This is a genomic window from Rhodococcus sp. 05-2255-1e, assembly GCF_002259025.1.
Taxonomy (GTDB): Bacteria; Actinomycetota; Actinomycetes; order Mycobacteriales; family Mycobacteriaceae; genus Rhodococcoides; species Rhodococcoides fascians.
On record NZ_NOZE01000036.1, the window covers coordinates 88,941 to 115,059 of the forward strand.

At 65.4% G+C, this 26,119-nt stretch carries 25 protein-coding genes; 13 read left to right on the top strand and 12 right to left on the bottom strand.

Annotated features, from left to right (window positions below; all coding sequences use genetic code 11):
- The first annotated feature begins 42 nt into the window (after window positions 1–42).
- Window positions 43–930, top strand: a complete 888-nt coding sequence (locus tag CH262_RS22885) for an SGNH/GDSL hydrolase family protein (protein ID WP_218829322.1) — start codon at window positions 43–45, stop codon at window positions 928–930.
- 61 nt (window positions 931–991) lie between these two features.
- Entirely contained in the window at window positions 992–1,633 is a 642-nt protein-coding gene (locus CH262_RS22890; RefSeq protein WP_048318865.1) for a LysE family translocator, read from the top strand.
- On the opposite strand, the gene atzF is transcribed toward CH262_RS22890, so the two are convergent.
- The 5 genes from atzF to CH262_RS22915 are packed head-to-tail and all read right to left on the bottom strand — an operon-like array spanning window position 1,583 to window position 8,286.
- Window positions 1,583–3,316: an allophanate hydrolase gene (atzF, locus tag CH262_RS22895; RefSeq protein ID WP_094718488.1), complete on the bottom strand. Its 1,734-nt coding sequence runs from the start codon at window positions 3,314–3,316 to the stop codon at window positions 1,583–1,585. The genes CH262_RS22890 and atzF overlap by 51 nt on opposite strands.
- Window positions 3,306–5,330, bottom strand: coding sequence for a 5-oxoprolinase/urea amidolyase family protein (locus tag CH262_RS22900; protein ID WP_094718489.1), 2,025 nt, complete (start codon window positions 5,328–5,330; stop codon window positions 3,306–3,308). Before CH262_RS22900 ends, atzF begins: the two co-directional genes overlap by 11 nt.
- Window positions 5,327–5,953: an urea amidolyase associated protein UAAP2 gene (locus CH262_RS22905; RefSeq protein ID WP_094651324.1), complete on the bottom strand. Its 627-nt coding sequence runs from the start codon at window positions 5,951–5,953 to the stop codon at window positions 5,327–5,329. Before CH262_RS22905 ends, CH262_RS22900 begins: the two co-directional genes overlap by 4 nt.
- Window positions 5,950–6,732: an urea amidolyase associated protein UAAP1 gene (locus tag CH262_RS22910; protein WP_094662307.1), complete on the bottom strand. Its 783-nt coding sequence runs from the start codon at window positions 6,730–6,732 to the stop codon at window positions 5,950–5,952. The genes CH262_RS22905 and CH262_RS22910 overlap by 4 nt, the downstream gene beginning before the upstream one ends.
- Before the next feature lie 6 nt (window positions 6,733–6,738).
- Complete coding sequence (locus tag CH262_RS22915) at window positions 6,739–8,286, bottom strand: amino acid permease (protein WP_094718490.1); 1,548 nt, start codon at window positions 8,284–8,286, stop codon at window positions 6,739–6,741.
- 187 nt (window positions 8,287–8,473) lie between these two features.
- On the opposite strand from CH262_RS22915, the gene CH262_RS22920 reads away from it, so the two are divergent.
- From CH262_RS22920 to CH262_RS22935, 4 genes are read left to right on the top strand one after another with little or no spacing between them, the layout of a single operon-like run.
- Window positions 8,474–9,175, top strand: coding sequence for a TetR/AcrR family transcriptional regulator (locus CH262_RS22920; protein ID WP_032369984.1), 702 nt, complete (start codon window positions 8,474–8,476; stop codon window positions 9,173–9,175).
- The gene (locus CH262_RS22925; protein WP_094718491.1) at window positions 9,172–9,837 is read left to right on the top strand and encodes an SDR family NAD(P)-dependent oxidoreductase; all 666 of its coding nucleotides are present in this window, start codon (window positions 9,172–9,174) and stop codon (window positions 9,835–9,837) included. The genes CH262_RS22920 and CH262_RS22925 overlap by 4 nt, the downstream gene beginning before the upstream one ends.
- 10 nt (window positions 9,838–9,847) lie before the next feature.
- Complete coding sequence (locus CH262_RS22930; protein ID WP_094718492.1) at window positions 9,848–10,288, top strand: cupin domain-containing protein; 441 nt, start codon at window positions 9,848–9,850, stop codon at window positions 10,286–10,288.
- The gene (locus tag CH262_RS22935) at window positions 10,281–11,099 is read left to right on the top strand and encodes a spermidine synthase (protein WP_094718493.1); all 819 of its coding nucleotides are present in this window, start codon (window positions 10,281–10,283) and stop codon (window positions 11,097–11,099) included. The genes CH262_RS22930 and CH262_RS22935 overlap by 8 nt, the downstream gene beginning before the upstream one ends.
- Here the strand turns inward: CH262_RS22935 and CH262_RS22940 are convergent.
- From CH262_RS22940 to uraD, 5 genes are read right to left on the bottom strand one after another with little or no spacing between them, the layout of a single operon-like run.
- Window positions 11,096–11,857 carry an IclR family transcriptional regulator gene (locus tag CH262_RS22940; RefSeq protein ID WP_094718494.1) on the bottom strand — a complete coding sequence of 254 codons (762 nt, stop codon included), beginning with the start codon at window positions 11,855–11,857 and terminating at the stop codon, window positions 11,096–11,098. The two genes, CH262_RS22935 and CH262_RS22940, sit on opposite strands and share 4 nt — an antisense overlap.
- A gap of 43 nt (window positions 11,858–11,900) precedes the next feature.
- Window positions 11,901–13,301, bottom strand: coding sequence for a nucleobase:cation symporter-2 family protein (locus CH262_RS22945; RefSeq protein ID WP_094718495.1), 1,401 nt, complete (start codon window positions 13,299–13,301; stop codon window positions 11,901–11,903).
- 12 nt (window positions 13,302–13,313) lie between these two features.
- Complete coding sequence (pucL, locus tag CH262_RS22950; RefSeq protein WP_094718496.1) at window positions 13,314–14,237, bottom strand: factor-independent urate hydroxylase; 924 nt, start codon at window positions 14,235–14,237, stop codon at window positions 13,314–13,316.
- Window positions 14,238–14,242: 5 nt separating this feature from the next.
- Complete coding sequence (gene uraH, locus CH262_RS22955) at window positions 14,243–14,581, bottom strand: hydroxyisourate hydrolase (RefSeq protein ID WP_094718497.1); 339 nt, start codon at window positions 14,579–14,581, stop codon at window positions 14,243–14,245.
- Entirely contained in the window at window positions 14,574–15,113 is a 540-nt protein-coding gene (gene uraD, locus CH262_RS22960) for a 2-oxo-4-hydroxy-4-carboxy-5-ureidoimidazoline decarboxylase (protein ID WP_256988927.1), read from the bottom strand. Before uraD ends, uraH begins: the two co-directional genes overlap by 8 nt.
- 233 nt (window positions 15,114–15,346) lie before the next feature.
- On the opposite strand from uraD, the gene CH262_RS22965 reads away from it, so the two are divergent.
- The 7 genes from CH262_RS22965 to allB are packed head-to-tail and all read left to right on the top strand — an operon-like array spanning window position 15,347 to window position 22,780.
- Window positions 15,347–15,742: an allophanate hydrolase-related protein gene (locus tag CH262_RS22965; RefSeq protein WP_094718499.1), complete on the top strand. Its 396-nt coding sequence runs from the start codon at window positions 15,347–15,349 to the stop codon at window positions 15,740–15,742.
- A 12-nt stretch (window positions 15,743–15,754) separates the two neighbouring features.
- Window positions 15,755–16,579, top strand: a complete 825-nt coding sequence (locus CH262_RS22970) for a hydroxypyruvate isomerase family protein (RefSeq protein WP_094718500.1) — start codon at window positions 15,755–15,757, stop codon at window positions 16,577–16,579.
- A 9-nt stretch (window positions 16,580–16,588) separates the two neighbouring features.
- Window positions 16,589–17,485, top strand: coding sequence for a 2-hydroxy-3-oxopropionate reductase (locus CH262_RS22975; protein ID WP_094718501.1), 897 nt, complete (start codon window positions 16,589–16,591; stop codon window positions 17,483–17,485).
- Between the two features lies 1 nt (window position 17,486).
- Window positions 17,487–19,286, top strand: a complete 1,800-nt coding sequence (gcl, locus tag CH262_RS22980; RefSeq protein WP_094718502.1) for a glyoxylate carboligase — start codon at window positions 17,487–17,489, stop codon at window positions 19,284–19,286.
- A 2-nt stretch (window positions 19,287–19,288) separates the two neighbouring features.
- Entirely contained in the window at window positions 19,289–20,434 is a 1,146-nt protein-coding gene (locus tag CH262_RS22985) for a glycerate kinase (protein ID WP_094718503.1), read from the top strand.
- Complete coding sequence (gene alc / locus CH262_RS22990) at window positions 20,431–21,474, top strand: allantoicase (protein WP_094718504.1); 1,044 nt, start codon at window positions 20,431–20,433, stop codon at window positions 21,472–21,474. Before CH262_RS22985 ends, alc begins: the two co-directional genes overlap by 4 nt.
- On the top strand, window positions 21,425–22,780 hold the full coding sequence (allB, locus tag CH262_RS22995) for an allantoinase AllB (RefSeq protein ID WP_094718505.1): 1,356 nt from the start codon (window positions 21,425–21,427) through the stop codon (window positions 22,778–22,780). Before alc ends, allB begins: the two co-directional genes overlap by 50 nt.
- Here the strand turns inward: allB and CH262_RS23000 are convergent.
- Together CH262_RS23000 and CH262_RS23005 are read right to left on the bottom strand one after the other, a co-directional pair.
- On the bottom strand, window positions 22,777–24,888 hold the full coding sequence (locus CH262_RS23000; RefSeq protein ID WP_094718506.1) for an HNH endonuclease signature motif containing protein: 2,112 nt from the start codon (window positions 24,886–24,888) through the stop codon (window positions 22,777–22,779). The two genes, allB and CH262_RS23000, sit on opposite strands and share 4 nt — an antisense overlap.
- A 153-nt stretch (window positions 24,889–25,041) precedes the next feature.
- The gene (locus CH262_RS23005; RefSeq protein ID WP_218829323.1) at window positions 25,042–26,118 is read right to left on the bottom strand and encodes an XdhC family protein; all 1,077 of its coding nucleotides are present in this window, start codon (window positions 26,116–26,118) and stop codon (window positions 25,042–25,044) included.
- Window position 26,119: the final 1 nt, after the last annotated feature.

Genomic DNA, 26,119 nt, shown 5'->3' on the forward strand with positions numbered 1-26,119 from the left:
GACAACCCGGTCGAGGTTACCGGCCGCGGTAGCGTCGAGCCTGTGAGGAACCCTGGGATCTACGTCGGGATTGCTGTTGCCGTGAGTCTGCTGGCGGCGTGTTCTTCGCCCAGTGCACCCGACGCCGACGTTCCGGACGCCCCGGCTTCGGCCTCACTGAACTATGTGGCGCTGGGTGATTCGGCGGCGTCGGGGCCACGTATCCCGGAGCAGGTGGGCGTACCGGGTTGCGAGCAGTCCGACTCGAACTACCCGCACGTCGTCGCGGCTCAGCTCGAGGTCGCGTCGTTCGTCGACGTCACGTGCGGCGGGGCCGTGACCGAGAACCTCGTCTCGACGCCCCAGAGCACCTCCAGCGGGGATCAGCCCGTCCAACTCGACGCGGTGACGCCCGAGACCGATCTGGTCACGGTGACGATCGGTGGCAACGACATCGGGCTCGTCTCGACCGCGGTGGGTTGCCTGACGTTCGCGAATTCCTCGACAGGCAACGTCTGCAAGGACCGGCTCACCGCCGGCGGCGTCGACACCGTCGCCGCCGCCATCGCGGACAAGGCTCCGGGTTGGGGCGCGATGCTCGACGCGGTGGCCGAGCGTGCGCTCGACGCGCGGATCCTCGTCGTCGGATACGGAACGTATCTCCCCGACGGTGGCTGCTTCCCCACTCAGCCGGTTCTCCCCGAGGACGCCGACTACATCCAGAGCAGCATCACCGCCATGAACCAGGCGCTGAAGACACAGGCCGAGGAGCACGGGGCCGAGTTCGTCGACACCGAGGCACTCAGCGTCGGCCACGATGTCTGTGCGGCAGTCGATCAGCGGTACTTCGAGGGCGTCATCCCGGAGAACCCCGCTGCGCCACTGCACCCGACGGCAGCCGGCATGGCCGCCATCGGTGACGAGATCGCCTCGATCGTGCGAAGCGAATAGGTGTCCACGGGAAGGTAACTGGCTCTACCCGGGCGTTCGACTATCGGGAAGTGTCGACCGTATGGTCTCGTGGTCCGCAGTATTCGGCGTGTTCGCCGTCGCCCTCGTGTTGGTTCTGACACCGGGTCCCAACATGATCTACCTCGTCTCGCGCAGCATTTCGCAAGGCAGGCGGGCGGGGATGGTGTCCCTCGTAGGTGTGGCTGTCGGCTTTCTGGTCTACCTGACGGCCACCAATCTCGGCCTGGCAGCGGTGTTCACGGCCGTGCCCGCGTTGTACATCGCGGTCAAGCTCGCCGGCGCGGTCTACCTCGGTTGGCTTGCCGTGCAAGCCCTACGCGGAACGGCCTCCGCCTTCGAGGCGACTGCACTGCAACAGGATTCGAACCGTCGACTGTTCACGATGGGTCTGGTGACCAACCTGCTGAACCCGAAGATCGCGATCATGTACATCTCCGTGATTCCGCAATTCGTCGATCCTGCGGCCGGCCGCCTTCTGCTGCAGGGCTTCACACTCGGCGGCGTACAGATCGCCGTAGCGGTGGTGATCAATCTGGTGATCGTGGTTCTGGCCGGATCGATCGCCCGATTCCTCGCCGTCCGGCCCACCTGGCTGAAGATGCAGCGCTACCTCATGGGCACCGTGCTCGGGCTACTGGCTGTCCGCGTCGCAACCGACGGCAGCAGGCCCGTTCCCGCGTGAGCAGTACGTACGCCAACCGCCGAATTCGGTGATGTCGGTGCCGTTCTCGGCCGCGTCGTGGGCGCAGCAGAACCCGGTGACCCAGCGTCCGTCCGACAACTCGACCGGACCGAGGCCCATCGGCGCGGGCAACCCGGCGAGGAAGGTGCCGAGCGCGGCAGCGGACATCCGGTACAGCTCTCCGGCAATGTGTGCGCCGTCCCCTTCGCGCCGCACCAGACCGGGCTTGGGCGGTGTGGTGTGTAGATCCACGAGTCGGTAGTCCGCAGATGTGGTCACCTCGCCGCTGAATCGTGCGCCTCGATCGGTCAGCTGGCTGTGCACCGGGAACCCGCGCAGGTGTGCCCCGACGGCCAGCACCTCGATGCCGTCGTCGATCAACGAGGGTGACGGCGCTTCGCTCAGCCGAGCAGCGAGGTCGACGGCGATCTGATCCTCGAATGCAGGCACGACGAACATGACTCCGAATGGAGTGCCGTCGGGCGTCGGGGCGCCGGGAACGGCCACCGCGGCCATGTCGAGCAGATTGCAGAAGTTGGTGAACGTGCCGAGTCGGCGATTGATGCCGAGCGGATCTGCCTGCACTGCAGCGATGCTCGGGTGTTCGGTGGTGGTGGGCAGCAGCAGACCGTCGACGTCTCGTAGCATTTCGCGGGCAGCAGTCTTGGCCTGGGTGAGTGTGCCCAGATCGTCCACGTACCGGTGCGCGGACGGGCCGGCTGCAGAGCGGACGATGGCAGCGACCGTGGGATCGGCACCGTCCGGCGCGGTGTCGAGAAATTGGCCGACGGCCGAATAACGCTGCGCCACAATGGCTCCGTCGTACAGCAGTGTGGCCGCATCGAGCAGCCCCGAGATATCGACTTCGACGTGGGTGAAGCCCTTCTCGGCCAGGCCTGCGACCGTCTCCTCGAATGCCCGACGGTATGCCGGGCTCAGCGACACCAGATCCGCGGCACGCGGAACGGCGACCCTGGGTTCCGGTGACGCGGCCAGTCGAACGTCGGCGGGCCAGGCCCGGCTGCGTGGATCGGTCTCGGTAGTGCCGGCCATCACCTTCATGGCCGCCGCGGCACTGTCGAGGTCGTGAGCCAGCACGGTGACGCAGTCGTAGTCGGCGCACGCGGGCACTACCCCGGTGTTCGGCACGATCCCCAGTGAGGTCTTGATGCCGACGAGTCCGTGGAACGCGGCGGGGACTCGCCCGGATCCGGCTGTGTCGGTGCCGATTCCGATGTCCGCGATCCCCAACGCCACCGCCACCGCCGAGCCGGAACTGGATCCGCCCGAGACCAGCGTGGGGTCCCAGGCACAGCGCACCGCGCCGTAGGGGCTACGGGTGCCGACCAGTCCGGTGGCGAACTGGTCCAGGTTGGTCTTGCCCAGCACCAATGCGCCCTGGCTCGTCAATCGCTCGATGGCGACGGCGGAGACTGCTGGTGTGTAGGCGAATTCGGGGCACGCCGCAGTAGTGGGCAGACCGGCGACGTCGATGTTGTCCTTGACGGCAACCAGCACGCCGGCGAGCGGCAGCTCTGCACCTGCCTCCAGTGCGCGTTCGAGCGCCACCGCCTCGGCCAGTACGTCGTCCTCGTCGCGCAGGGTGATCCACACCTCGGGTCGGTCGACCTCCGCGATTCGCTTGTACGCCTGCAGAACTCGTTCTCGTACCTCAGGCAGCATCGATCTTGCCTCTCTTGTCGAATTCTCCGGCTGCCGACCACGCGTCCCGCTCGGCCCCGAAGGCCACGGCCTGAGTCGCGCGGAACTCCGCGATGGATTCGGCGTTGGACTCGAGGAAGTTCTCGTGCTCGGCGAGCGAGAACTCACCGTCGGTGATCTCGACTCCACCGCCTCGGCCTGCCGCGAGATCCGCGCGCAGGTCCATCAGCTCCTCGGGTTCGACCGAGTACCAGGAGATTCGGTCGAAGAACCGCAACAGCCACGGGGTTCCTTCCTCGAACGGGCCTCCGCTGTACGTGGCACTGTGGTTCCACACCTGCGTGGTTCGGCCGACGAACTGGTATCCGCCAGGACCCTCCATGCCGTAGATGCACAGGTATGCCCCGCCGATGCCGACGGCATTCTCCGGCGTCCAGGTTCGTGCCGGGTTGTATTTCGTCGTCACCAGGCGGTGGCGCGGATCCAGCGGAGTCGCCACCGGGGCACCGAGGTACACGTCACCGAGCCCGAGCACCATGTAGTCCGCCGCGAAAACGGTATCGAAAACGTCTGCGACGGAATCGAGTCCGTTCATCCGCCTGATGAATTCGATGTTCCAGGGACACCACGGGGCATCGGCGCGCACGCCGTGCATGTACCGCTGAATCGCTTCCCTGGTCGACGGGTCGTCCCACGACAGCGGCAGCCGAACCTGGCGGCTGGGGACCACGAGTTCCGAGGCTGCGGGCAGATCGTCCTCCACCTCGGCGAGCAGTCCCATCAGCGAATCGATGGACAGCACATCGGGATTCACCTTGACCTGCAGTGAGCGGATGCCGGGGGTCAGATCGATCAGGCCTCGGGGCGCGATGGCTTCGACACGCTGATGCAGCGCGTGTACCCGAGCTCGCAGGGTGAGGTCGAGTTTCATGTCGCCGTATTCGACCAGGACGTTGTCGTCCCCAGATCGCCGGTAGGTGACGCACGTATCGGCGTCGCGCCGAGCGATGACGCCGTCGTCCCCGTCGCCGCCGGCGGAGAAGACTGCGGGCAGCGATGCGCGCCGTGCGAGGCCGAGCGATCCCAGCGGCGCGGTGGCTGCAGCTCGGACCGGCACGAATCGGATGGTGTCGCCGGGACGAAGCTGGCCGAGCTTCCAACGTTCGGCCGCGACAACGGTGACAGGACAGACGAATCCGCCGAGACTCGGGCCGTCGGGGCCGAGCAGGATCGGGGTGTCGCCGGTGAAGTCCAAGGCACCGACGCTGTAGGCGTTGTCGTGGATGTTCGACGGGTGCAATCCGGCCTCGCCGCCGTCGGCGCGAGCCCACTGCGGCTTGGGTCCGATCAGCCGAACTCCGGTGCGATCGGAATTGAAGTGCACCTCGTAACGGGTGGCGTAGAGGGTGTCGATGTCGTCGCGGGTGAAGAACTCGGGTGCTCCGTGCGGGCCTTCGGTGACGGCGATGTCCCAGTTGGACGTGAGCACCGGCAGGTGCTCCATGGGGATCGGCCCGAGGACGGCGGAGTTGTCGGAGCGGCCGGCCAGTCCGATGATGTCTCCCTCGCCCAGGATGCCGCCGCGATGACCGCCGAACTTCCCGAGCGTGAATGTGGCTGCGCTGCCGAGGTAGTCGTCCACGTCGAGGCCGCCCTGGATCAGCACGTACACCCGCAGGCCGTGTCCGGTGGTGGTGCCCACGTCCAGTGTTGCTCCGGCAGGTACCAGAACCGGTCGCCACTGCGGGGCCGGTCGGCCGTCGATGCGCACCGGCACTGCGGCACCGGTGACGCAGACGTAGGTGTCGGCGTCGAACGTCAATGCCGGTCCGGCCATGGTCGATTCGAGGCCGGGTGCGCCCTCGGGATTGCCGAGCGCGGTGTTGCCGAGCCGGAACGACAGATCGTCCATCGGTCCCGACGGCGGCACGCCCACCTTCCAATATCCGACGCGTCCCGGCCAGTCCTGCACGGTCGTGATCATGCCGGGCCGCTGCACGGTCATCTTGGCGGCCGTACTGTTCACAGCGGTCATGATCGCGTCACGATCATCTGCACTGCGGTGGGGTCGAACCCGTTGCAGGGGTTGTTGATCTGCGGGCAGTTCGAGACCAACACCAGGGTGTCGATCTCTGCGCGCAGCGAGAGCGTCTTACCGGGGGCCGACAGACCGTCGACGATGCCGAGGGTGCCGTCGGCGTCGACGGGGACGTTCATGAAGAAGTTGATGTTGGGGGCCAGATCTCGCTTGCCGAGTCCCCACTTGGAACCCTCGATGAGGAAATTCTCGACGCACGCGTGCTGGTGTTGGGTGTGATGGCCGTAGCGCAGGGTGTTCGATTCCTTGGAGCACGCACCGCCGACGGTGTCGTGGTTGCCGACCTCATCGTCGATGATCGTCATCAGGGGTGTCGAATCATCGCTGCGGAGAACGGTTCCGGTGGTCAGGAACAGGTTCTGTTGCGCGGTGACGGTCGCGGCCGCGGAGTACCGGAGCGAGTGGTCGTGTGCGGCGTACAGCAGGGTGTCGACGGCCTGATTGCCGTAGAGGTCGACGATGGTCAGGATGTCACCGGCCTCGACGATTGCCGACCAGGGGCCGAACGCGGGAGCGATCTCGTCTCTCACTGTCACCGTGTTCACTGTGCTGGTAGTCATTGCGCTGCCTTCCATGCGTTCTCGGTGTTCTGCACTGCGCGCTGGTATTCCGGCTCGGTGTTGTCGAGTGTGAGCAGCTCTTCCGGTGCGCGCCAGGCCAGTACGTCGAGTGTCGTCGTGTCGTACTCGGGACTGGGGTTCAGTGGGTGAGCGGTGTTGGCGAGCAATACGATCACCGGCAGGTGGATGAGCAGATCCACCGAGCAGCCCGGTCCGGCCGAGCCGGTGCTGACGAGGCTCCCGTCCGCGGCGACGGTGACGCCGTGGAAGAACGACAGTGACGGTCCGACGTCGCGCGGCTCGAGTCCGTGCTTGGCCGCGGCAAGGGTGAACAGCTCGCGTCCGGCCGGAGCGGACGAATGCGGTCCGCTCACTCCGTATTTGGCGATGTTCGTCGCCGTGGACGTGGTACCGCACAGCGCGTCGTGGTGACCGGAGGTGTCGGCGACGATGGTCGCCAGCACGCGGCCCTGATCCGAGAGCAGGGGGTGGCCCGCGCTCAGGTACGCCTGCCACGGAACCTTGACGGTGTCGGCGGTATTGAGGCGCTCCCACGGTGCGTCGACGCGATAGAGCAGCAGGTTGGCGCAGGCGGCACCGTCGACGTCGACGAGGCGCAAGCGGGTTCCGCGAGCCAGAACCTTCGTGGTGTAGCTGCCGCCGGGCACCGATTCTGCCCACGTCAGTTCCGACACGCCCTCCGGTGCGGTGGGGGCCGGTGCGAGGGTCGCCTGCGACCGCGCGTGTTCCTTGGCCGAATGGGTGGTTGCTGTGCTCATGAGACTTCAGGCTCCGATCGTGACGGGCTTCGGGTGGGCTTTGCCGCGGGGCAAGCAGGCGATGCCCACGACGATCACTGCGAGGACGGTCAGGGGTGCGGCCCAGCGCAGCAGCGGGAATTCGCCGGTGGGGTCGAAGATTTCGGCTCGTGGCCACGATAGGTTGACCACCATGAGCCCGCCGTAGAGAACTGCGGCGATGTTGACCGGCAGGCCGAGGCGGCCGAGGGTGAAGAGCTTCTCGCCGTCGGCGTCCTTCTGCACTCCGCCGTGCGGCCAGCCTTTGAGTCGCTGGATCAGCAGCGGGACGGTCACCATCATGTAGGCGAGGTAGATGAGCACGATGCAGACGCTCGACAGGGTCGTGAAGATCGCGGAGTTCCCGACGTTGACGGCGAGGATGGCTACGCAGGCGAGGCCGATCAGCACCGAGGGTGCGATGGGAGTTCCGGTGCGCGAGTTGACCTTGGCCAGTGCAGCGGATGCCGGCAGTCGTCCGTCACGGGCCATGGAGAACATCAACCGGGAGGCTGCGGTCTGGATGGCGAGGGTGCAGATGAACACGGCGATGGCGACGTCGACGAGCAGGACCTTGCCCCACGGCGAGGTGAGAATCGAATCGATGACGTACGGAAGTCCCTGCGTCGCAAGCTGACCGTCGGTGAGGCTGGGTGCGGCCATCAGTGCGCCGACGATCATCAGGCCACCGCCGAGAGCCGATGCCGAGAGGGCCAGGCGGATGGTGCGCGGTGCGACGCGTCGGGGATTGCGGGTTTCCTCGGCAAGTTCGCCCGCCGAGCCGAAGCCGACCATGACGTATGCGGCCATCAGACCCGAGACGATCCAGGCCCCGATGTAGCCGGGATCTGCTCCGGCACTGCCGGTGTCGAAGACCACCTGCGGGCCGCGCTCGGCATGGGTGAAGAACACCAGCACGAGGGCGATGACGCCGACGATCTCGCAGGTGACGCCGATGCTGTTGATGCGCGACATCCAGTTCACGCCGATGCAGTTGATGGTGGTCGTGAGTACCAGCAGAATCGATCCCAGCACAACGGCATTCGCGGCACCGCTCGGCGAGGTGAGTGCCGTGTCCTCGCCGATCAGTTGGAATCCGCCCCAGATGCTGGGCAGCACCACCTGCAACGCGATTGCGGCGGCGGAGGCGGTGACGATCTGCGCGATGATCATGAACCACCCAGCGAACCAGCCGACCAGTTCACCGCCCATGCGCCGGGACCAGTGGTAGATGGCCCCCGAGATGGGATAGCGCGCGGCGAGTTCGGCGAAGTTCAAGGCGACCATGAACTGGCCGAGGAACACCAGCGGCCAGGTCAGGAAGAAGGCCGGGCCGCCGAAGCTGAAGCCGAGGCCGAAGAGCTGGAAGATGGTGGTCAGGATCGAGACGAACGAGAAGCCGGCGGCGAACGACGCGTACTTGCCGAGGCTACGGTGCAGCTGCTGGTCGTACCCGAGGGCAGCAAGATCCGAATGGTCCGTCGTACGAACCGGTTCCGATCCCGCGCCGGGGGCCGGCAATGTTGTCGAGCTCATGTTCACTCCTACGGGCGAGGTGGGTGGTGAGTGACCGCCCGCTGCATCGCCGAGGCGGGTTTCTGTCAGTTGATAGTTTTCGGCACCGCCGTTCCCGGGCGGTGTCCGTCGTGAAACAAGCTCGTTTCGTCTATTTCGATCAGATGACAGAAATCTCACCGTCACGTGGACCTGACAATATGCAGTCATGACCGGCGCAGGCAGACCACGGCTGAGCACAAAGAAGCGGGCAGGGGACACCGCTCGCGAGGAAATACTCGACGCCTCGGCTGAGCTGTTCACCACTCGCGGATTCACCAACACCTCGACCCGCGTCATCGCCGACGCTGTCGGACTGCGTCAGGCCTCGCTCTATCACCACTTCGCCACCAAGGACGACATCCTCGACGCACTTCTCAGCGGCACCGTCGACGCGCCGTTGGCCGTTGCGCAGCGAATCCGCGATTCCGGAGCCGAGGCCCCGACCCAGATGTACGCCCTCGCCTACTTCGACGCCGGGCAGCTGGCCGCGTCCACCTGGAATCTGGGTGCGCTCTATCTGCTGCCCGAGTTGCGCAGTGAGCGTTTCGAGGCCTTTCGCGATCACCGCTACACACTGATGAGCCTGTATGCGGCCATCGCGTCGGACACGCTGGTTGAACTCGGCTCCGAGCGCCGACCGGGCACGGAAGACCTGCCGTTTCGTCTGGTGGAGACCGTGGTGAACGCGCGTGCTGACCGCGAGAACGGACGGCGCGACCCGACGGTGGATGCGGCGGGGATTGCCGAGGCCGCCCTGCGGGTGCTCGGCTGGACCGCGGATGTCAGCGCGTTGCACGAGAGTGCGGAAGCCCTGCTCGAGGCGGTCGTCGGAATAGTCGAGGATTCTCGCTCCTTGCATTCGACATGACATCGATAGCAATAGTCGGAGCAGGTGCAGGTCTCGGAGCAGCAGTGGCGCGTAAGTTCGGCGCGGAGGGCTTCTCGGTCGGCCTGATATCCCGCAACCGGTCCCGTGTCGACGCACTCGCTGATCAGCTCGCTGCCGACGGTGTATCCGCCAAGGGATTCGTCGCCGATGTGCGCGATCCGGCCTCCATCGCCGCAGCGCTCGAGCAGGTCACAGAAACCCTCGGCCCCATCGAGGTGCTGCAGTACAGCCCGCTTCCGCAGAAGGACTTCATGCGGCCCGTGCTCGAGACCACCCCGGCCGACATGGTCGGTCCGGTCGAGTTCTCCATCTACGGACCCATCGCCGCCGTTCATCAGGTGCTGCCGGGAATGCGCTTCCTCGGCGAGAACAAAGGCACCATCCTGTTCGTCAACGGCGGTTCCGCAGTCAAGCCCGGTCGTACGGTCACCGGCACGTCCATCGCGTTCGCCGGCCAGGCCGCGTACGCGCAGCTGCTCAACGAGGAGTTGGCCGCGGAGGGAATTCAGGTGTCGCAGTTGATCATCGGTGGTGCTATCGACGGTAGCGATCCGAAGAAGAGCCCGGAGGCTCTCGCCGAGCAGCTGTGGAGCCTGCACACCGAGCGCGACAGGTTCCGGGTTCAGGTCGCCACGGATTAGGGTTGCGTCCATGACATCGTTGCCCGACTGGGCTCAGAGCCTGGACCTTGCACCCCACCCGGAGGGTGGATGGTTCAAGGAGACCTGGCGCAGCGAGATCACGATTCCACAGGCAGCTCTGCCCGACGGTTATCCCGGTCCCCGCGCGGCAGGGACGGCAATTCTGTTCCTACTCATGCCCGGTCAGCAGTCGGCCTGGCACACCGTTCGCGGCACCGAGATGTGGCTCTATCACCGGGGCAGTCCGGTGCAACTCGACCTGGGCAGTGATGGAACCCAGCCGGGTGAGGTGACCACGCTGCTGGTTGCACCCGAATCTCCGCAGCAGATCGTGCCACCGTCGGTGTGGCAGCGGGCGCGTCCGATGGGCGACGAGCCGAGCTTGGTCAGTTGCATCGTCACCCCGGGATTCGATTTCGAGGACTTCCGGCTCGAGGACTCCCATGGGTAGGAAGCGTGAGTCCGCTGGAGGGCTGAAGCCCGGCCTGTTCGAAATCGACTCGGGCACCTGCGAACTGGTGCGCGATACCTTCTCCGACGACGGGTGGGTAGTCAACGTCAACGACGTCCCGAGCTCGCACATCGACATGAACGACCCCACGGTGCTCGAGTTCGAGTACATGCGGTGGATCTCGGGACTGGTTCGAGCGCAATGGGATTCGAGCTTCCCGCTGCGGGCTCTGCATCTCGGGGGCGGAGCGTGCACACTGGCGCGCTCGTTCACCGCGGAGTTTCCCGGTGCGCGTCAGGTGGTGGTGGAGCTCGACGGGAAGCTCTCGGAGCTGGTTCGTGAATGGTTCGACCTCCCTCGGGCACCGCTGCTGCGTATCCGCGTCGGCGAGGCACGGGCCGTCACCGAGACGCTGAGCGAGAACAGCCGAGACCTGATCGTGCGAGATGTGTTCGCCGGAGCCACAACTCCGGCCCCGCTGCTCACCGCCGAGTTCACCGAGCATGTTCGACGCGTCCTGTCGCCGGGCGGCATGTACGTCGTGAACTGCGGTGACCGCCGAGACCTGTCGCTCGCAAAGCAGGAGGCGTCGACCGTCGGAAGTATCTTTCCGCACACGGCTATCGTGGCCGATCCTGCGATGCTCAAGGGCAGGCGCTACGGCAACATCATCATCGCCGGCAGTGACGTCCCGATCGGAGACTCCCCGGCTTTGGCGCGGGAGCTTCTCGGCGGCGCAGTTCCGGCGCACGTCTGGTTGACCGAGCAGGTGCGGTCCTTCGCCGGCGACGCGAGAGTGTTGAAAGATTAAGGCGCTGGGATGTTGCTCGCGAGATCTTTCGCGAGGCGTTCCGCGGCCGAGATCAGCAGGGGTACGAACTCCTCGGCCGACTCGAGCGTAACCCGAGCGGTGGGCCCGGCAATGGACATCGCCGTGAGCGTCGGAGCGCCGATCACCGGAACGGCGAAGCAGCGCACTCCCACCTCCTGTTCACCGTCGTCGACGGCGTACCCGCGTTCGCGGATCAGTGCGAGATCCTCGAGCAACGCGTCGAGTGTGGTGATGGTGTTGACGGTGCGTGGGGCCATGCCGAGGCGGCCGACGATCGCGCGGACGGCGTCGTCGTCCAACTGCGACAGCAATGCCTTGCCGACGCCGGTGGAATGCGGTAACACGCGCTGACCGACCTCGTTGAACATCCGCATCGCGTGTTCCGATGGGACCTGCGCGACGTACACGGCCATGTCGTCCTCGAGAAATGCCATGTTCGAGGTCTCGTGGGTGATCCGCACCAGCTCGGCGAGATACGGCTTGGCCCATCCACCGATGAGCTTGGACGCGCTGTCACCCAATCGAATCAGTTTGGTGCCCAATGCATATCGGCGTGACGGCAAACGCCTGACGTAGCCGAGGGAGACAAGGGTGCCGATCAGTCGGTGCACCGTCGGCATCGGCAGGTCGGTGCCCTCGGCGAGTTCGCTGATGCCGATGGATCCGCCCGAGGAGGCCATGATGTCGAGCAACTCGAACGCTCGCTCCACGGACTGCACCCCGCCGCCTGCCGCCACAGTCCACCTCGCACCGTCGTAGTCGTACCCGTCCCGAAGAACTCTACTGGTGATGCCGCGTCGCCACCGGCGGTGCAGCGGTCACCACCGAGGGCGAGGGCTTCTGACCCTTCGTGATGACGTTGAACAGGATGTTCAGCACGACGGCCACGATGCTCGCGGCGCTGATGCCCGAGTCGAGCACCACGTGGACCCAGTCGGGGAAGGCCGCGTAGAAGCCCGGCACGGCGATGGGAATGACACCGAATCCGATGGCCACCGCCACGATGACGAGGTTGAGGTTGCCGTCGAACTCGACCTTGGACAGCGTCCGGATACCGCTGGCCGCCACCGAGCCGAACAACACGATGCCCGCGCCGCCGAGTACCGGCAGTGGAACCGATGCCACGACGAGCCCGAGGACGGGGAAGAGGCCGAGGAACAGCAGCACCGAGCCGCCGGCTGCGACGACGTAGCGACTCTTGATTCCGGTGACGGCCACGAGTCCGACGTTCTGGGCGAACGCACTGGCCGGGAAGGTGCCGAACACGGGAGCGATGGTGGTGGCGACCATGTCTGCTCGCAGTCCGTCGCCGACGCGTCGGGCATCGACGTCGGTGCCCACGATCTCGCCGACGGCCAGGATGTCGGCGGTGGTCTCGGTCATGATCACCAGGATGACGACGACCATCGACATGATGGCCGCCACCTGGAATGTCGGTGCTCCGAACGCGAACGGCTCGGGGAAGCTGAAGATGGCACCGTCACTCACGCCGGAGAAATCGGCCTTGCCGACCAGGACAGCGAACAGGGTGCCGACGATGATGCCGATGAGGATCGACAGGCGCGAGAGTGTGCCCTGCACGAGTCGGCTGACGAGCAGAACCACCACGAGGCTGAAGGCCGCGAGCCCGATGTTGGACATCGAGCCCCAGTCGGCGGCCTGCTGATCACCGCCCATGGCCCACCGAACCGCAACGGGCAGTAGCGAGATGCCGATGACGGTGATGATCGTGCCGGTCACCACCGGTGGGAAGAAGCGCACGATCTTGCTGAAGAACGGAGTGATGAGGATGCCGATCGCACCGGCGGCGATGATGGCTCCGAACACCGAGTTCAGCCCGCCGGGCCCGCTCGCGATCGCCACCATCGTGGACACCGACGCGAACGAAATGCCCTGCACCAGTGGTAGCTTCGCGCCGAAGTAGGGCACTCCGAGTGTCTGCAGCAACGTGGCCGCTCCGCTGACGAACAACGCGGCCGAGACCAGCAGCGCGATCTCGGTGCCGGTCAATCCCGCTGCGCCGCCGACGATCAGAGGTGGTGCGATGACGCCGCCGTACATCGTCAGGATGTGTTGCAATCCGTAGACGTACGACCTGCCGATCGACAAACGCTCGTCCTCGGGACGGGCGGGGTCGTGCGGCGTATGGGTCTTGGTCGACGCGCGTTTCGTCAGCTTCATGTCGGCTCGCTCCTAGCAGAATCCGGGCACGGTATCCCAGGCGCGGCCTGCGTCCGGGGCATCGTCGCGTTCCACTGTGGCCTCGATCAGACCGTAGGGGCGATCCGCGACGTAGAAGACCTCACCGGGGTTGTCGAGTCCGAACGGCTCTAGGTCGACGAGGAAGTGGTGGATGTTGGGCATCGAGAACTTGATCTCACCGATCTCCGGGTGTGCCTCGAGAACCTGCTTGCCCATCTGGAACAGGCTCTGCTGCAACGCAAGAGAGTGAGTCGATGCGAACGCGTCGAGCATGATCGAACGGACGTCGTCGAAGGTCTTGTCGAAATCGAGCTCGGTGGTGAGGTACCGCCAGCGGGCGCTGACCGAGGTGGCCAGAATTCGGTCCGTGGTCTCCTTCAATGTGGTGTAGCGGTCCTTCGGGTATCCCCAGAATTCCGACGCCGTCGAGTTGAGGACCACGAGGTCACTGACTCCGGAGACGATGGAGATGTTGTCGCCGTCGACCGTGACGATGGTGTTCCGCTTCTCGTCGCTCGCCTTGACGAACGAGTGGTCGTATCCGTTCGAACCGGGTCGTTCCGCAGGCTCCACTCCTGCTTCACCTTTTGGGATACGCGACCACTGGTACTGCTCGATCTCCCAGCGTCCACCGGTGATCCAGTCGAAGTTGCCGGTGAAGTGCGCGCCGAGACGGAGTGCGAAGTTCTCGATGGCACCGATGCCGTCGCGGGCGAAGGCGTACACGGTGTTCTTCTGGGTGTCGGTGGCAACGACGTGTGCGTTGTCGCCCTCGGTGTGGACGGCGTCGAGGTCGCCGCGTAGCTGAGACGTGACGCTGACGTCGGTGATCCGGTGGCGGGGCGTCTCGCGGTCGATGCGGACGAGCCTGCATTCGGCCTTGCCGTACTGGTTTGCTCCGAGCACGATGGTCATGGTTTCTAGCTCCCTCGATAGGTGGTGAAAGCAAACGGGCTCAACAGAAGTGGGATGTGGTAGTGCTGGTCGGGTGCGGTGATCTCGAAGGTGACGACCACTTCGGGGTGGAAGCATTCGGTGTTCTGCGCCGCGAAGTACGCACCGGTTGCGAAGGTGAGGCGGTAGGTGCCGGGCATCAGTTCGTTCGGTCCGAGTGAGGAGACGCGGCCCTGCTCATCGGTGACGGCATGGGCCGTCTGTGCACCGGTAGCGTCGGTCAAAGAGATCGATATCCCCTGCGCAGGAATGCCTCTCGCTGCATCGAGCACATGAGCGGTCACATGGCTCCTCGGGTCAGGCATCGCCGAGGCTTCCCGTTGCGCGAATCTCGGCGATCTCCCGCAGTTCTTGTTCGACGACGGCTGCCTCGGTCTCGGGGTCGTTGTCGAGCCTGGTCTGCAAAGCGTCGAGAACTGCGTCGGCATCCCGGCCGGCGGCCCTGATCAGGAAGACCTGCCCGAAGCGGTTCTCGTAGGCCAGATTTCCTGCTCTCAGCCGCTGTTCGACGGTTGCGTCGGAGACGTCGACGCCGGATTGTTCGGCGCTCGCGTAGTCCGCACTTGCATCGTGATTGTCGGGTTTCTCGCCGATGCGCGGATGTACGGCAAGTGCGCGGTGTACTTCGTCGGCCGTCAAGGGTGCGGCAGCGTGATGAACGGCGTGACGCAGGGCCTGCACGTCGGTGAACGGGCGGGCGCTCAGAACTCCCTCGACCCAGCGAGGCACGTCGAGGCAGAGCGAGAGCGTGCGTACCGCATCGGTCTCGGAGGCCGTGTTCAGATCGGCAACGGCTCCCTGTGACTCTGATTCCGTATTACGAAATGTCGATTCCACCAATCGAGCGTGACACCGATCACACCGACTGTCAAGGGTTGATTCATAGCAGTCCATGTCGAGCCTTCCAGTGTTGCTGCACTGCGGAATTCGGCGGTTCGCAAGGGCCGCCTGGGCGTACGGGTCTTGACAGAGCTACGTGGTGCACGCCACACTCGGAACACAATACGGAATCAATATTCCGTATGACGGACTTTAAACACGAACAGTCGTCCCCTAGGAGGCACCACTTCATGACGGAACTCTTCTGCAACGGTGGCGCAATGCGCGGTGGCAGCCTGCACCACAATGTCTCGTCCCACCCGTTCGTGGGGACAGTGCGCACCACACCCGACTACCGGTTCTTCTCCGTGCGGGACGAATTCCCGGCTCTGTTGCTCGACCACACCGCCGGCGCGGCCATCGAAGGCGAGCTGTACGACATTCCGCTCGACGACATCCGAACGTCGTTCCTCCCGGACGAACCGCCGGAGCTCGAGCTCACCGTGGTTGCGCTCGAGGACGGGCGTTCCGTCCTCGGCGTCGGTCTCCGCCCCGGGGTGCTCGACGCGCAACCGGACGAGCTGACCGACATCACCTATGCGGGCAGCTGGCGTCGATACCGCGGACTGCCGCAACCTCAGAACTGAAAGGCACTGCGCATGAACCCCTTTGCTGATTCTCGACTCCAGTACACCGTCAACTGTTCGATCCTCTTCACCGATATCCCCCTCCTCGATCGCCCGCAGCGTGCCCGCGACGCCGGGTTCGACGCCGTCGAATTCTGGTGGCCGTTCTCGAACCCGGTCCCGTCCGATGCCGACGTCGATGCATTCGTGTCGTCCGTCCGCGATGCGGGTGTACAGCTGACCGGCCTGAACTTCGCCGCAGGAGACATGCCGGCCGGTGATCGCGGAATTCTCTCCGATCCGGCGCAGGTACAGGCGTTCCGCGACAACATCGACGTCACCGTCGGAATCGGCGAGCAGCTGGGCACCAAAGGATTCAATGCCCTGTACGGCAACCGCATCGACGGTGTGGATCCGCTGGATCAGGACGAGGTCGCGATCGAGAACCTGGCCGCCGCAGGCAGAGCCGCCGCGAAGATCGGCGGCGTCGTATTGGTGGAGCCGGTCAGCGGCGCACCCGCTTACCCGCTGAAGTCCGCCGCCGGTGCCGTCGCGACCATCAGACGTGTCGCCCGTGAGCAGGACGTACACAACCTCCGCCTGCTCGCCGACCTCTACCACCTCGCCGTCAACGGAGACGACGTTCCCGCAGCACTCGAGGCCCACCACGACCTGATCGGGCACGTGCAGATTGCCGATTCCCCCGGCCGGGGAGAACCGGGCACCGGCACGCTCGACCTCGGCGGGCAGCTCACCGGTCTCGCAGCACGGGGTTACGACGGCTACGTCGGACTCGAATACAAGGCCACCCAGCCGGATCCATTCGCGTGGCTCGAACTGGCCACCACTACCAAGTAGGGATTTCTCATGAGCACCATTGCATTCATCGGCCTCGGAATCATGGGCAGTCCCATGTCCGTTCACCTCGCGAAGGCCGGCCACCAGGTGGTCGGCTACAACCTGACCCCCGATCGCACGGGTCCTCTGGTCGAGGCCGGCGGCACCGCTGCCGATTCGATCGCCAAGGCCGTCCACGACGCCGACATCGTCGCGATCATGGTCCCCGACTCCCCCGATGTGCAGGACGTTCTCGCCGGTGAGGGCGGGGTGTTCGACAATGCCCGACGCGACGCGCTGATCATCGACTTCTCCAGCATCCGTCCCGACGTCACCGCGACATTGGCGGCCGACGCGACTGCGCGCGGCTTCCGGATCCTCGATGCCCCGGTCTCCGGTGGCCAGGCCGGAGCCGAGAACGCGACGCTGTCGATCATGGTCGGTGGCAGCGCGGACGACTTCGCCACGGCCAAGCCGATTCTCGACGTTGTCGGTAAGACCGTCGTGCACGTGGGTCCGAGCGGATCCGGGCAGACGGTCAAGGCGGCCAACCAGTTGATCGTGGCCGGCAACATTCAGGTGCTCGCAGAGGCGATCGCGTTCCTCGAGGCCTACGGCGTCGATCTGGCTGCGTCGGTGGAGGTTCTCGGCGGGGGCCTGGCTGGTTCGGCCGTGCTGAACCAGAAGGCCCAGAAGATGCTGGACCGCTCGTTCGAGCCCGGCTTCCGCATCGACCTGCACCACAAGGATCTCGGCATCGTCACCTCGGCTGCGAGTGAAGCGGGCGTCGTGATTCCCATGGGTGCAGTGCTGGCGCAGCTGATGGCCTCCGCCCGCGCCAACGGCGATGGTGGACTGGATCATTCGGCGCTGTACCGCGGTGTCGCTCGCCTCTCGGGCTCCCCGATCACAAGCAAGGACAACTGACATGGCCAGGATGCGCGCGGCAGATGCCGCAGTGAAGATTCTCGAACTCGAAGGTGCAACAACCGCATTCGGCCTACCCGGTGCAGCGATCAACCCGTTCTACGCGGCGATTCGCAATCACGGTGGCATCCGCCACGTGCTGGCCCGCCACGTCGAAGGTGCCTCACACATGGCTGAGGGCTTCACCCGGGCCTCACCGGGGAACATCGGCATCTGTATCGGCACCTCCGGTCCGGCCGGTACCGACATGATCACCGGGCTGTATTCGGCCATGGCAGACTCGATTCCGATCCTTGCCATCACCGGGCAGGCCCCGGTCGCGCGGCTGCACAAAGAAGACTTCCAGGCCGTCGACATCGCGTCGATCGCGGCACCCGTCACCAAGATGGCGATGACGGTGCTCGAACCGGCCCAGGTTCCCGGGGCCTTCGCGCAGGCGTTCCACCTGATGCGGTCCGGTCGCCCCGGTCCGGTGCTTATCGATCTGCCCATCGACGTGCAGCTGGCCGAGATCGAGTTCGATCCCGACACGTACCAGTCGCTGCCCGTGCACAAGCCCGTCGCCTCGCGTGCTCAGGCCGAGAAGGCCATCGACATGCTTCTGGCTGCCGAGCGCCCGTTGATCGTGGCCGGCGGCGGAATCATCAACGCCGATGCGTCGGACCTGCTCGTGCAGCTCGCCGAGCTCCTCGACGTGCCGGTCATCCCGACTCTGATGGGGTGGGGCACCATTCCAGACGATCACCGCCTCGCGGCGGGCATGGTCGGTTTGCAGACCGCGCACCGGTACGGCAACGCAACGCTGCTGGCCTCGGACTTCGTACTCGGCATCGGAAACCGTTGGGCGAACCGGCATACCGGGGGCTTGGACACCTACCGCAAGGGCCGGAAGTTCGTCCACGTCGACATCGAGCCCACTCAGATCGGACGCGTCTTCGCGCCCGACTACGGCATCATCTCCGACGCCAAGGCGGCCCTCGAGCAGTTCGTCGCTGTCGCCGAAGAGCGCCGCGCCGCAGGGGTACTGCGCGATCTGTCCGGTTGGGTCGGCGACTGTGCCACGCGCAAGCGCACGATGCATCGGCGCACCCACTTCGACAACGTGCCGATCAAGCCCCAGCGCGTCTACGAGGAGATGAACAAGGTCTTCGATCGCGATACCCGCTACATCAGCACCATCGGGCTGTCCCAGATCGCGGGCGGTCAGTTCCTGCACGTCTACTCTCCGCGCAACTGGATCAATTGTGGACAAGCCGGCCCGCTCGGCTGGACCATCCCCGCGGCGCTCGGGGCGGTGGCCGCAGATCCGACTGCGAATGTCGTTGCCCTGTCCGGCGATTACGACTTTCAGTTCATGATCGAGGAGCTGGCCGTCGGTGCGCAGTTCAATCTGCCGTATGTGCATGTAGTGGTGAACAACTCGTACCTCGGGCTGATCCGGCAGGCGCAGCGTGCGTTCGACATGGACTTCTGCGTGCAATTGGGATTCGACAACATCAACCACCAGGACACGTTGGACACTCAGCCCGGTATCCCCAAGGGCTACGGCGTCGACCATGTGCAGGTCGCAGAAGGCCTGGGGTGCAAAGCGCTTCGAGTCACCGAGCCCGAGCTCATCGGTGAGGCACTCGTGCGGGCCAGGACTCTGGCCAACGAGCACAAGGTTCCCGTTGTCGTGGAGATCATCCTCGAACGGGTCACCAACATCTCGATGGGCACCGAGATCGACAATGTCGGTGAGTTCGAGGAACTGGCCAACACGTCGGCGGACGCGCCCACCGCTCTGCTCCTGCTGGACTAGAGATGACGCGTATTCTGCTGGCTCCCGACAAGTTCAAGGGCTCGCTGTCCGCGGCCGAGGTCGCGCGGGCGTTGGCCGAAGGTCTGGTTGCGGGCGACCCGTCCCTCGAAACGGTCTGCCTTCCCGTCGCCGATGGGGGTGACGGCACCGTCGACGCAGCCGTTGCCGCCGGATGGGACCGGATCGCAGTCACGTGCTCGGGCCCGACCGGTGAGCCGGTCGAGACGTCGTATGCCCGTCGTGGTAATACCGCCGTCGTCGAACTGGCATCTGCAGTCGGACTCGAGCTCCTGCCGGACGGACGGCCGGATGCGCTGGGAGCCAGCACGTTCGGACTGGGGACTGTCATCGCGCATGCTCTCGGTGCCGGCTCTGTTTCAGGTGCGCGGCGTATCGTCGTCGGGCTCGGCGGCAGCGCGTCCACCGACGGCGGTGCCGGAATGCTCGTCGCACTCGGTGCGCGGATCCTCGATGCCGACGGCAACGACGTCGCGCTCGGCGGTGGTCCACTGCGCGGTGCAGTTCACCTCGATCTGTCCGGCCTGGTGCCTTCGGCTCGGAATGCGGTGTTCGAGTTGGCGTGCGATGTCGACAATCCGTTGCTAGGCCCTACCGGAGCAGCAGCGGTATACGGACCACAGAAGGGTGCCGGACCGCAGGAGCTGCTGTATCTGGAACACGGGATGCGGCAGTGGGCGCATCTGGTGCGCAACGCGATCGGCCGGGATGTCAGTGGGCTCGCCGGCACCGGCGCAGCAGGTGGAACTTCGTTCGGTGCCATGGCTGTACTCGGTGCGGTTGCCAAGCCAGGGATCGAGACGGTGCTCGAGCTGATCGACTTCGGCAGCGCTCTGGCGTCGGCCGATCTGGTCGTCACCGGCGAGGGTTCACTCGACGAGCAGAGCCTGTACGGCAAGGCACCCATCGGAGTCGCGCACGCAGCGCGTGAAGCGGGTGTTCCGGTGATCACCGTCGCGGGCCGCAGCGTCATTGACCTGGACCGGCTGCGCAGCCACGGGATCGTCGCCTCCTACGCATTGTCCGATCTAGAGCCGGACCCTCGAATCTCCATGCGCGACGCGGCCACGCTGCTCCACGAGGTTGGGAAAACGATGGCCACCACTCACATTTCGGAAGGAATCTCATGAGCACCACGCATTTCACCTCGCTGACCGATCTCGCATCGCGGGCACTCGGCGGCAGCGTCTCGGCGGCGAACGACGAACTGTTCGCGCAGCGCGAGAACCTGATCAAGCCCGACGCCCCGCTGTTCGATCCGGCGGACTTCGGCCACAAGGGAAAGGTGTACGACGGGTGGGAAACTCGACGCCGACGTGATGAGGGCGGCCACGACTGGGCGATCGTTCGGCTCGGTGCGCCGGGAATCGTCCACGGTGTAGTCGTAGACACCGCACACTTCACCGGAAACTACCCGCCGTTCGTCTCCGTCGAAGCCGCGTCGATCGAGGGTTACCCGTCCATCGACGACGTGCTGAAGGCGGAGTGGCACACCATCGTCGACAAGTCTGCGGCAGTGGGTGATACAGCGAATACCTATGAGGTGGCGGATCGGCACCGGTGGACGCATGTGCGTCTGTCGATCTACCCCGACGGCGGTGTGGCCCGGTTCCGTGTGCACGGTGAGGTTGTGCAGGATCCGCGCTTCCTCGGCGGCACCATCGATCTGCTCGCCGCCGAGAACGGTGCCAGGCTCACCGACTGCTCCGACGCCTTCTACTCTTCCCCCGCCAACATCATCCTGCCCGGACGGGCACGCAACATGGGTGAGGGCTGGGAGAACTCCCGACGACGTGGCGGCGGCAACGACTTCGCAGTGTTCGAGCTTGCGGCACCTGGCGCTCCGCGCTTCGTCGAGGTCGACACCAGCTACTACGTCGGCAACGCCCCGGGGTGGGTTCGGCTCAGCGCCATAGATTCTCGTCGCCAACACACCTCCGACCCGACGGCGTGGACCGAGATCCTCGAGCGCACCGCGGTGCAACCGGACACGCGTCACCGCTTCCTGCTCAACGCGACCGAGGCCTACACACACCTGCGGCTCGACGTGTATCCCGACGGCGGCTTGTCCCGATTGCGACTGTTCGGCGAACTGGACGCCGATGCCCTCGACGCGGCAGATGTCGCATGGAAATCCGCCGAGCTCCAGAGTGCCTCCAGTGCAGTCTGATCTGGTCATTCGGGCTGCCCGCGCGGTGATCGATGGGCGTGAGGTGGCGGCGACTGTGTTTGTCTCGAACGGCCGGATCGTCGCAATCGACTCCCTGGATGCCGGCGTATCTGCGACGACGGTGGTCGAGCTCGAGCCGGGCGAGGTGTTGCTGCCCGGGCTGGTCGACACCCATGTGCACGTCAACGATCCGGGCCGAACCGAATGGGAAGGCTTTGCCAGCGCAACCCGAGCTGCGGCCGCGGGAGGGATCATGACCATCGTCGACATGCCGCTCAACAGCATTCCGCCGACGGTCGACGTCGAGGCGTTGGAGATCAAGCGCCGGGTGGCGGTCGAGAAGTCGGTCGTCAACGTCGGATTCTGGGGTGGGGCAGTTCCCGGAAACGTCGAGCAGCTGCGACCGCTGCACGACGCAGGAGTCTTCGGTTTCAAGTGCTTCCTGTTGGCGTCGGGCGTGGACGAGTTTCCGCCGCTGACGCTGCCGGAACTGGAGAAGGCGTTGATCGAGATCGCGTCGTTCGACGGGCTGATGATCGTGCATGCCGAGAACGCCGAGGTCATAGCCGAGGCTCCGGCGGCAGTGGGCCGTGAGTACTCGGGATTCCTCGAATCGCGTCCTCGGGCGGCCGAGAACCGGGCCATCGAGCAGGTGATCGAGCTGTCCCGTCAGACAGGGTGTCGGGTCCACATTCTGCACTTGTCGAGCGCGGATGCCCTGCCGATGATTGCGGCGGCGAAGCGGGACGGCGTGCGGGTGACCGTCGAAACTTGCCCGCACTACCTGTGTTTCGACGCCGAGGGCGTGCCGGCGGGCGCGACTCAGTTCAAGTGCTGCCCGCCGATCCGCGAGGCCGGTAATCGCGAGGCGTTGTGGCAGGGTCTGCACGACGGCACGATCGACACCATCGTCACCGACCACTCCCCCTGCACGCCCGACCTCAAGCGATTCGACACCGGTGACTTCGGCGATGCCTGGGGTGGGATCGCGTCGTTGCAGGTCTCGCTTGCTGCGGTGTGGACCGAGGCGCGTGCCCGTGGGTTCGCGCTGACCGACATCGTGCGGTGGATGGCCACGAACACCGCCGATCAGGTGGGCATGACTGATCGCGGACGCATCGAGGTCGGTTGCGCTGCAGACCTTGTGGTGTTCGTGCCCGACGAGACGTTCACCGTCGACGTGGGTCGGCTTTACCACCGCAACCCGGTGAGTGCCTACGATCGGCTGGGATTGTCGGGTGTGGTGCGACGGTCGTGGATCGCGGGTTCGGAATCGTCGACCGGGCGTTTGTTGGCGCGCGCCTAGAACGGCGGTGCTGCCGTGTCGTCTGTTTCCGGCTCGAGATTGTCGGGTGGGTCGGGGTAGGCGATGATGCCGGATCGTCTGGGTTTGGTGGGGATACAGGGCCGGAGGTCGTTGCCGAGGATAGGTACGGATGTTCCGTTGACGGGCAGAGTGATTCGGGTGGTCTTCGATGTCGATGTCCACAAGATGGCACCGCCGGGGAGCATGACTGCCTTCCAGTAGCCTGCGGTCTTGACGCTGTGGTGGAACTCGCACAGGCATTGAAGGTTGTTGACGGTGGTCCAGCCGCCGCCCAACGGGTTGGCGTGGTCGAACGGGATCACGTGGTCGAGTTGGCAGCGTTCGGCAGGTCGGTGGCAGCCGGGAAAGCGGCAGTGCCGATCGCGCAGGCGTACTGCGGCGGCGGTGAGGGCGTCGGGCCGATAGATCAGGGCGCGGTCGGTGAGTGGGTCGCGTCGGACGGACTTTCCGAGGGCCGGGTCAGCGGCGATGGCGGCTTCGAGGGCCGCGGCGAGGGACGCGTTGCCGAGGTAGATGCCGGAGGGCGTGCGGTTGGCGGGTGCGTGGGCTGCTGTGGGGGTTGTCCGGTTGCTGCGCTGGATCGCGGAGGGCAGATCGAGGGCAGAGCTGTGCCGTGTGCCTTTGCCGACGGGTGTGTGGGTGCAGAACAGGGCTGCAGCGGAGGCCAGCGATGCCTGGCGGCGTTGGTCGGGCGACGCAGCTCCCTCATGGCCGGTCTCCGATGTTGCCTCCGCTAGCGGGTCGGTCACCGGTGCCCCTGCGCGTGTTGCTGCGTGCTTCCGTACAGGATCGGCCGCACCTGGGTCGGGAGTCGTCGACGGGTCGGCTGCAGGTACGGGTGCGGACTCGTCGGACTCGTTGCTTACCCCGGCATCGCCGGACTCATCGACATCGTCTGCCGGTGCCGGTGCCGGTGCCGGTGCCAGTGATGAAGTGCTGTCTGTTGCAGGGGCAGGTGAAGTGGCAGAAGTCGGTTCGGTCGAGGAATCAGCCTGCCTACCCGAATCCGTGGCGGACCGCATTCCCTCATCAGCATCAGCATCAACATTTGCAGCCGAGTCCGAGTCCGTGTCCGCGTCTTCGTGGGTTTCCGCCACTGTTCCCGTCTCGGGTCCTGTTGCAGCTCCCGCCTTCTCACTGTTCGATCGTCGTTCCCACTCCCCGGTCTCCGAGTTCTGCACCGCCAGTCCGAGTTTCTCTGCAAGGGTCACTGCTTCGGTGAGCAGGATCTGCCACTGACTGTTGCGCGCCAACTCCCGCGCCAGATCAGGATCGATGGAACCATGCCCGGCCAGGTACGCAGGATTTGCCAACAGTCCGATGAGAGTGGCGATGTCGACGGTGATCATCGTCAACGGCACCCGACGATCCGGCAATACGGTCTCGGTCTCGGTCTTCGGGCAGTCCGCGCGTTGGCACAGGCACGCCAGCCGGGGTTCTCCGTGCATCCGGGCCATGAACGCATCGCACAGCCGTTCCTGCTTACCGCGCGGATCCTTCACGCACACCGTGTCGGCCATCTCCTCCAGGAGCTGCCATGCGGCTGCGGCTTCGGGCGCGGTCAATTCTGCTCGTATGCGTGCCAATTCGCCGGCGGGACTATAGGTGACGGTGCGGAATCGTTTGGCGAATTCGCGTAGTGCTGCCGCTTCGTCGGGCGCGACCCGGAGCAGAATGTCCCAGATCTCTTTCTCAAGTGGACCCGGTGACGACCGGCGGGACGCCTCGACGATGTCGCCTTCGACGAGATCGACGATGTCGTCGGAGAGGTTGTCGAGGATCCGGCACACCGTACGTATGCGGGGGAGGTCGATGTCGCCGGCCTCGAATGCGGTTTTCAGCAGAGGAAGCCGGGTGTGTAGGGCCACGCCGACGGACACGTACGCTTCGGCGACGGTGGCGGAGCAGCTCAACGCGAGTGCCATTTCGGTGCGTCCGTACCGGCTGTACTGCCGATGCTTCGCATCCTGCGCGATGCAGGTGAGGTGGAAGTCGTAGCAGGCAGCGATCTTTCGGGCCGCATGCCGATTCTCTTCCCGCGCGGCAGCGGTCAACGCCTCCAGCGATACGGTCGGTAATGCACCCATTTTTCACCCCCCCGGTGACCCCAGTTCAGAACATGCGTTCGAACTGGGGGAAGCGTATCTCGACCTACCGACAAGAAACGGATTTGCCCAACTCGAGCCTGTGAGCAAGCACTCTGTTCGGTCCGGGTGGAGTGCGTGGGGTGTGATGTGGGCCTAAGCGTATTTCGCAGTCTCGGCGTCGTGGTGGATCGGGCCGGCGGTGTGTGTCAATGGGAGCGCACTACCCCCGCGTCTGGCCGCGACGAATTCGGCCGCGATGGCCAGCGCAGTTTCCTCGGGAGTTCTCGCACCCAGGTCCAAGCCGATCGGCGACTTCAAGCGTGCGAGCTCCTGCTCGGTCAATCCGACGTCACGCAATCGGGCCGCGCGATCCTCATGGGTCCGACGAGATCCCATAGCCCCTACGAATGCGACGGGCAGCCTCAAAGCCACCTCGAGCAACGGCACATCGAACTTGGCGTCGTGGGTGAGTACGCAGATCACCGTGCGGGCGTCGACAGTCGTACGTGCCAAGTAGCTGTGCGGCCATTCGGTGACCACCTCGTCGGCATCGGGAAATCGTGCAGCAGTGGCGAATACGGGTCGAGCATCACAGACCGTGACGTGGTATCCGAGAAACTTTCCGACACGCGCCAGCGCTGCGGCGTAATCGATGGCTCCGAAGATCAGCAGCCGCGGGGCGGTGGCGTAGGACTGCACGAACACGTCGAGATCCGGCCGGCACCGCACCGAGCGGATGCCGGTACCCCCGGAGTCCAGCATCGCCAACGCCTCGCCGACGACAACTGCATCGACGTCCGATAAACCGGTAGTGCCCATGGTTGCCGAGGACGAGACCGCAAGCGCCTGCCCGGCCCCGGCGAGCATCGTCACCGTCGCCACTGCAGTGTCCGACGCAATGGCTGCCAACACTGCTCGCGGAGGCCCGAGGCGCACGAACACCTCGATCTCACCTCCACAAGTCAGCCCGACCGCAAAAGCGTCGACGTCGCTGTAGCCGAACGACTCTCGCTTGGACTCGCCGGTTTCGAGAACCTCTCGGCACAGCTCGTACACCGCGCCTTCGACGCAGCCACCGGAGACACTGCCGACTGCCTCGCCGTCGGCGCTGACCGCCATCGCGGCACCCGGAAGCCGAGGGGCACTTCCGGATACCGCGATGACCGTCGCCACCGCGTAAGGAACACCTGCGTGGTCCCAGGCGGTCAGACGATCGACGATCTCTTTCACG

Coding starts and splice junctions, on each gene's coding strand:
- CH262_RS22890 (WP_048318865.1), top strand. CDS start 992: ATGGTCTCGTGGTCCGCAGTATTCGGCGTGTTCGCCGTCGCCCTCGTG.
- atzF (WP_094718488.1), bottom strand. CDS start 3,316: ATGCTGCCTGAGGTACGAGAACGAGTTCTGCAGGCGTACAAGCGAATC.
- CH262_RS22900 (WP_094718489.1), bottom strand. CDS start 5,330: ATGACCGCTGTGAACAGTACGGCCGCCAAGATGACCGTGCAGCGGCCC.
- CH262_RS22905 (WP_094651324.1), bottom strand. CDS start 5,953: ATGACTACCAGCACAGTGAACACGGTGACAGTGAGAGACGAGATCGCT.
- CH262_RS22910 (WP_094662307.1), bottom strand. CDS start 6,732: ATGAGCACAGCAACCACCCATTCGGCCAAGGAACACGCGCGGTCGCAG.
- CH262_RS22915 (WP_094718490.1), bottom strand. CDS start 8,286: ATGAGCTCGACAACATTGCCGGCCCCCGGCGCGGGATCGGAACCGGTT.
- CH262_RS22920 (WP_032369984.1), top strand. CDS start 8,474: ATGACCGGCGCAGGCAGACCACGGCTGAGCACAAAGAAGCGGGCAGGG.
- CH262_RS22925 (WP_094718491.1), top strand. CDS start 9,172: ATGACATCGATAGCAATAGTCGGAGCAGGTGCAGGTCTCGGAGCAGCA.
- CH262_RS22930 (WP_094718492.1), top strand. CDS start 9,848: ATGACATCGTTGCCCGACTGGGCTCAGAGCCTGGACCTTGCACCCCAC.
- CH262_RS22935 (WP_094718493.1), top strand. CDS start 10,281: ATGGGTAGGAAGCGTGAGTCCGCTGGAGGGCTGAAGCCCGGCCTGTTC.
- CH262_RS22945 (WP_094718495.1), bottom strand. CDS start 13,301: ATGAAGCTGACGAAACGCGCGTCGACCAAGACCCATACGCCGCACGAC.
- pucL (WP_094718496.1), bottom strand. CDS start 14,237: ATGACCATCGTGCTCGGAGCAAACCAGTACGGCAAGGCCGAATGCAGG.
- uraH (WP_094718497.1), bottom strand. CDS start 14,581: ATGCCTGACCCGAGGAGCCATGTGACCGCTCATGTGCTCGATGCAGCG.
- CH262_RS22965 (WP_094718499.1), top strand. CDS start 15,347: ATGACGGAACTCTTCTGCAACGGTGGCGCAATGCGCGGTGGCAGCCTG.
- CH262_RS22970 (WP_094718500.1), top strand. CDS start 15,755: ATGAACCCCTTTGCTGATTCTCGACTCCAGTACACCGTCAACTGTTCG.
- CH262_RS22975 (WP_094718501.1), top strand. CDS start 16,589: ATGAGCACCATTGCATTCATCGGCCTCGGAATCATGGGCAGTCCCATG.
- gcl (WP_094718502.1), top strand. CDS start 17,487: ATGGCCAGGATGCGCGCGGCAGATGCCGCAGTGAAGATTCTCGAACTC.
- CH262_RS22985 (WP_094718503.1), top strand. CDS start 19,289: ATGACGCGTATTCTGCTGGCTCCCGACAAGTTCAAGGGCTCGCTGTCC.
- alc (WP_094718504.1), top strand. CDS start 20,431: ATGAGCACCACGCATTTCACCTCGCTGACCGATCTCGCATCGCGGGCA.
- allB (WP_094718505.1), top strand. CDS start 21,425: ATGTCGCATGGAAATCCGCCGAGCTCCAGAGTGCCTCCAGTGCAGTCT.
- CH262_RS23000 (WP_094718506.1), bottom strand. CDS start 24,888: ATGGGTGCATTACCGACCGTATCGCTGGAGGCGTTGACCGCTGCCGCG.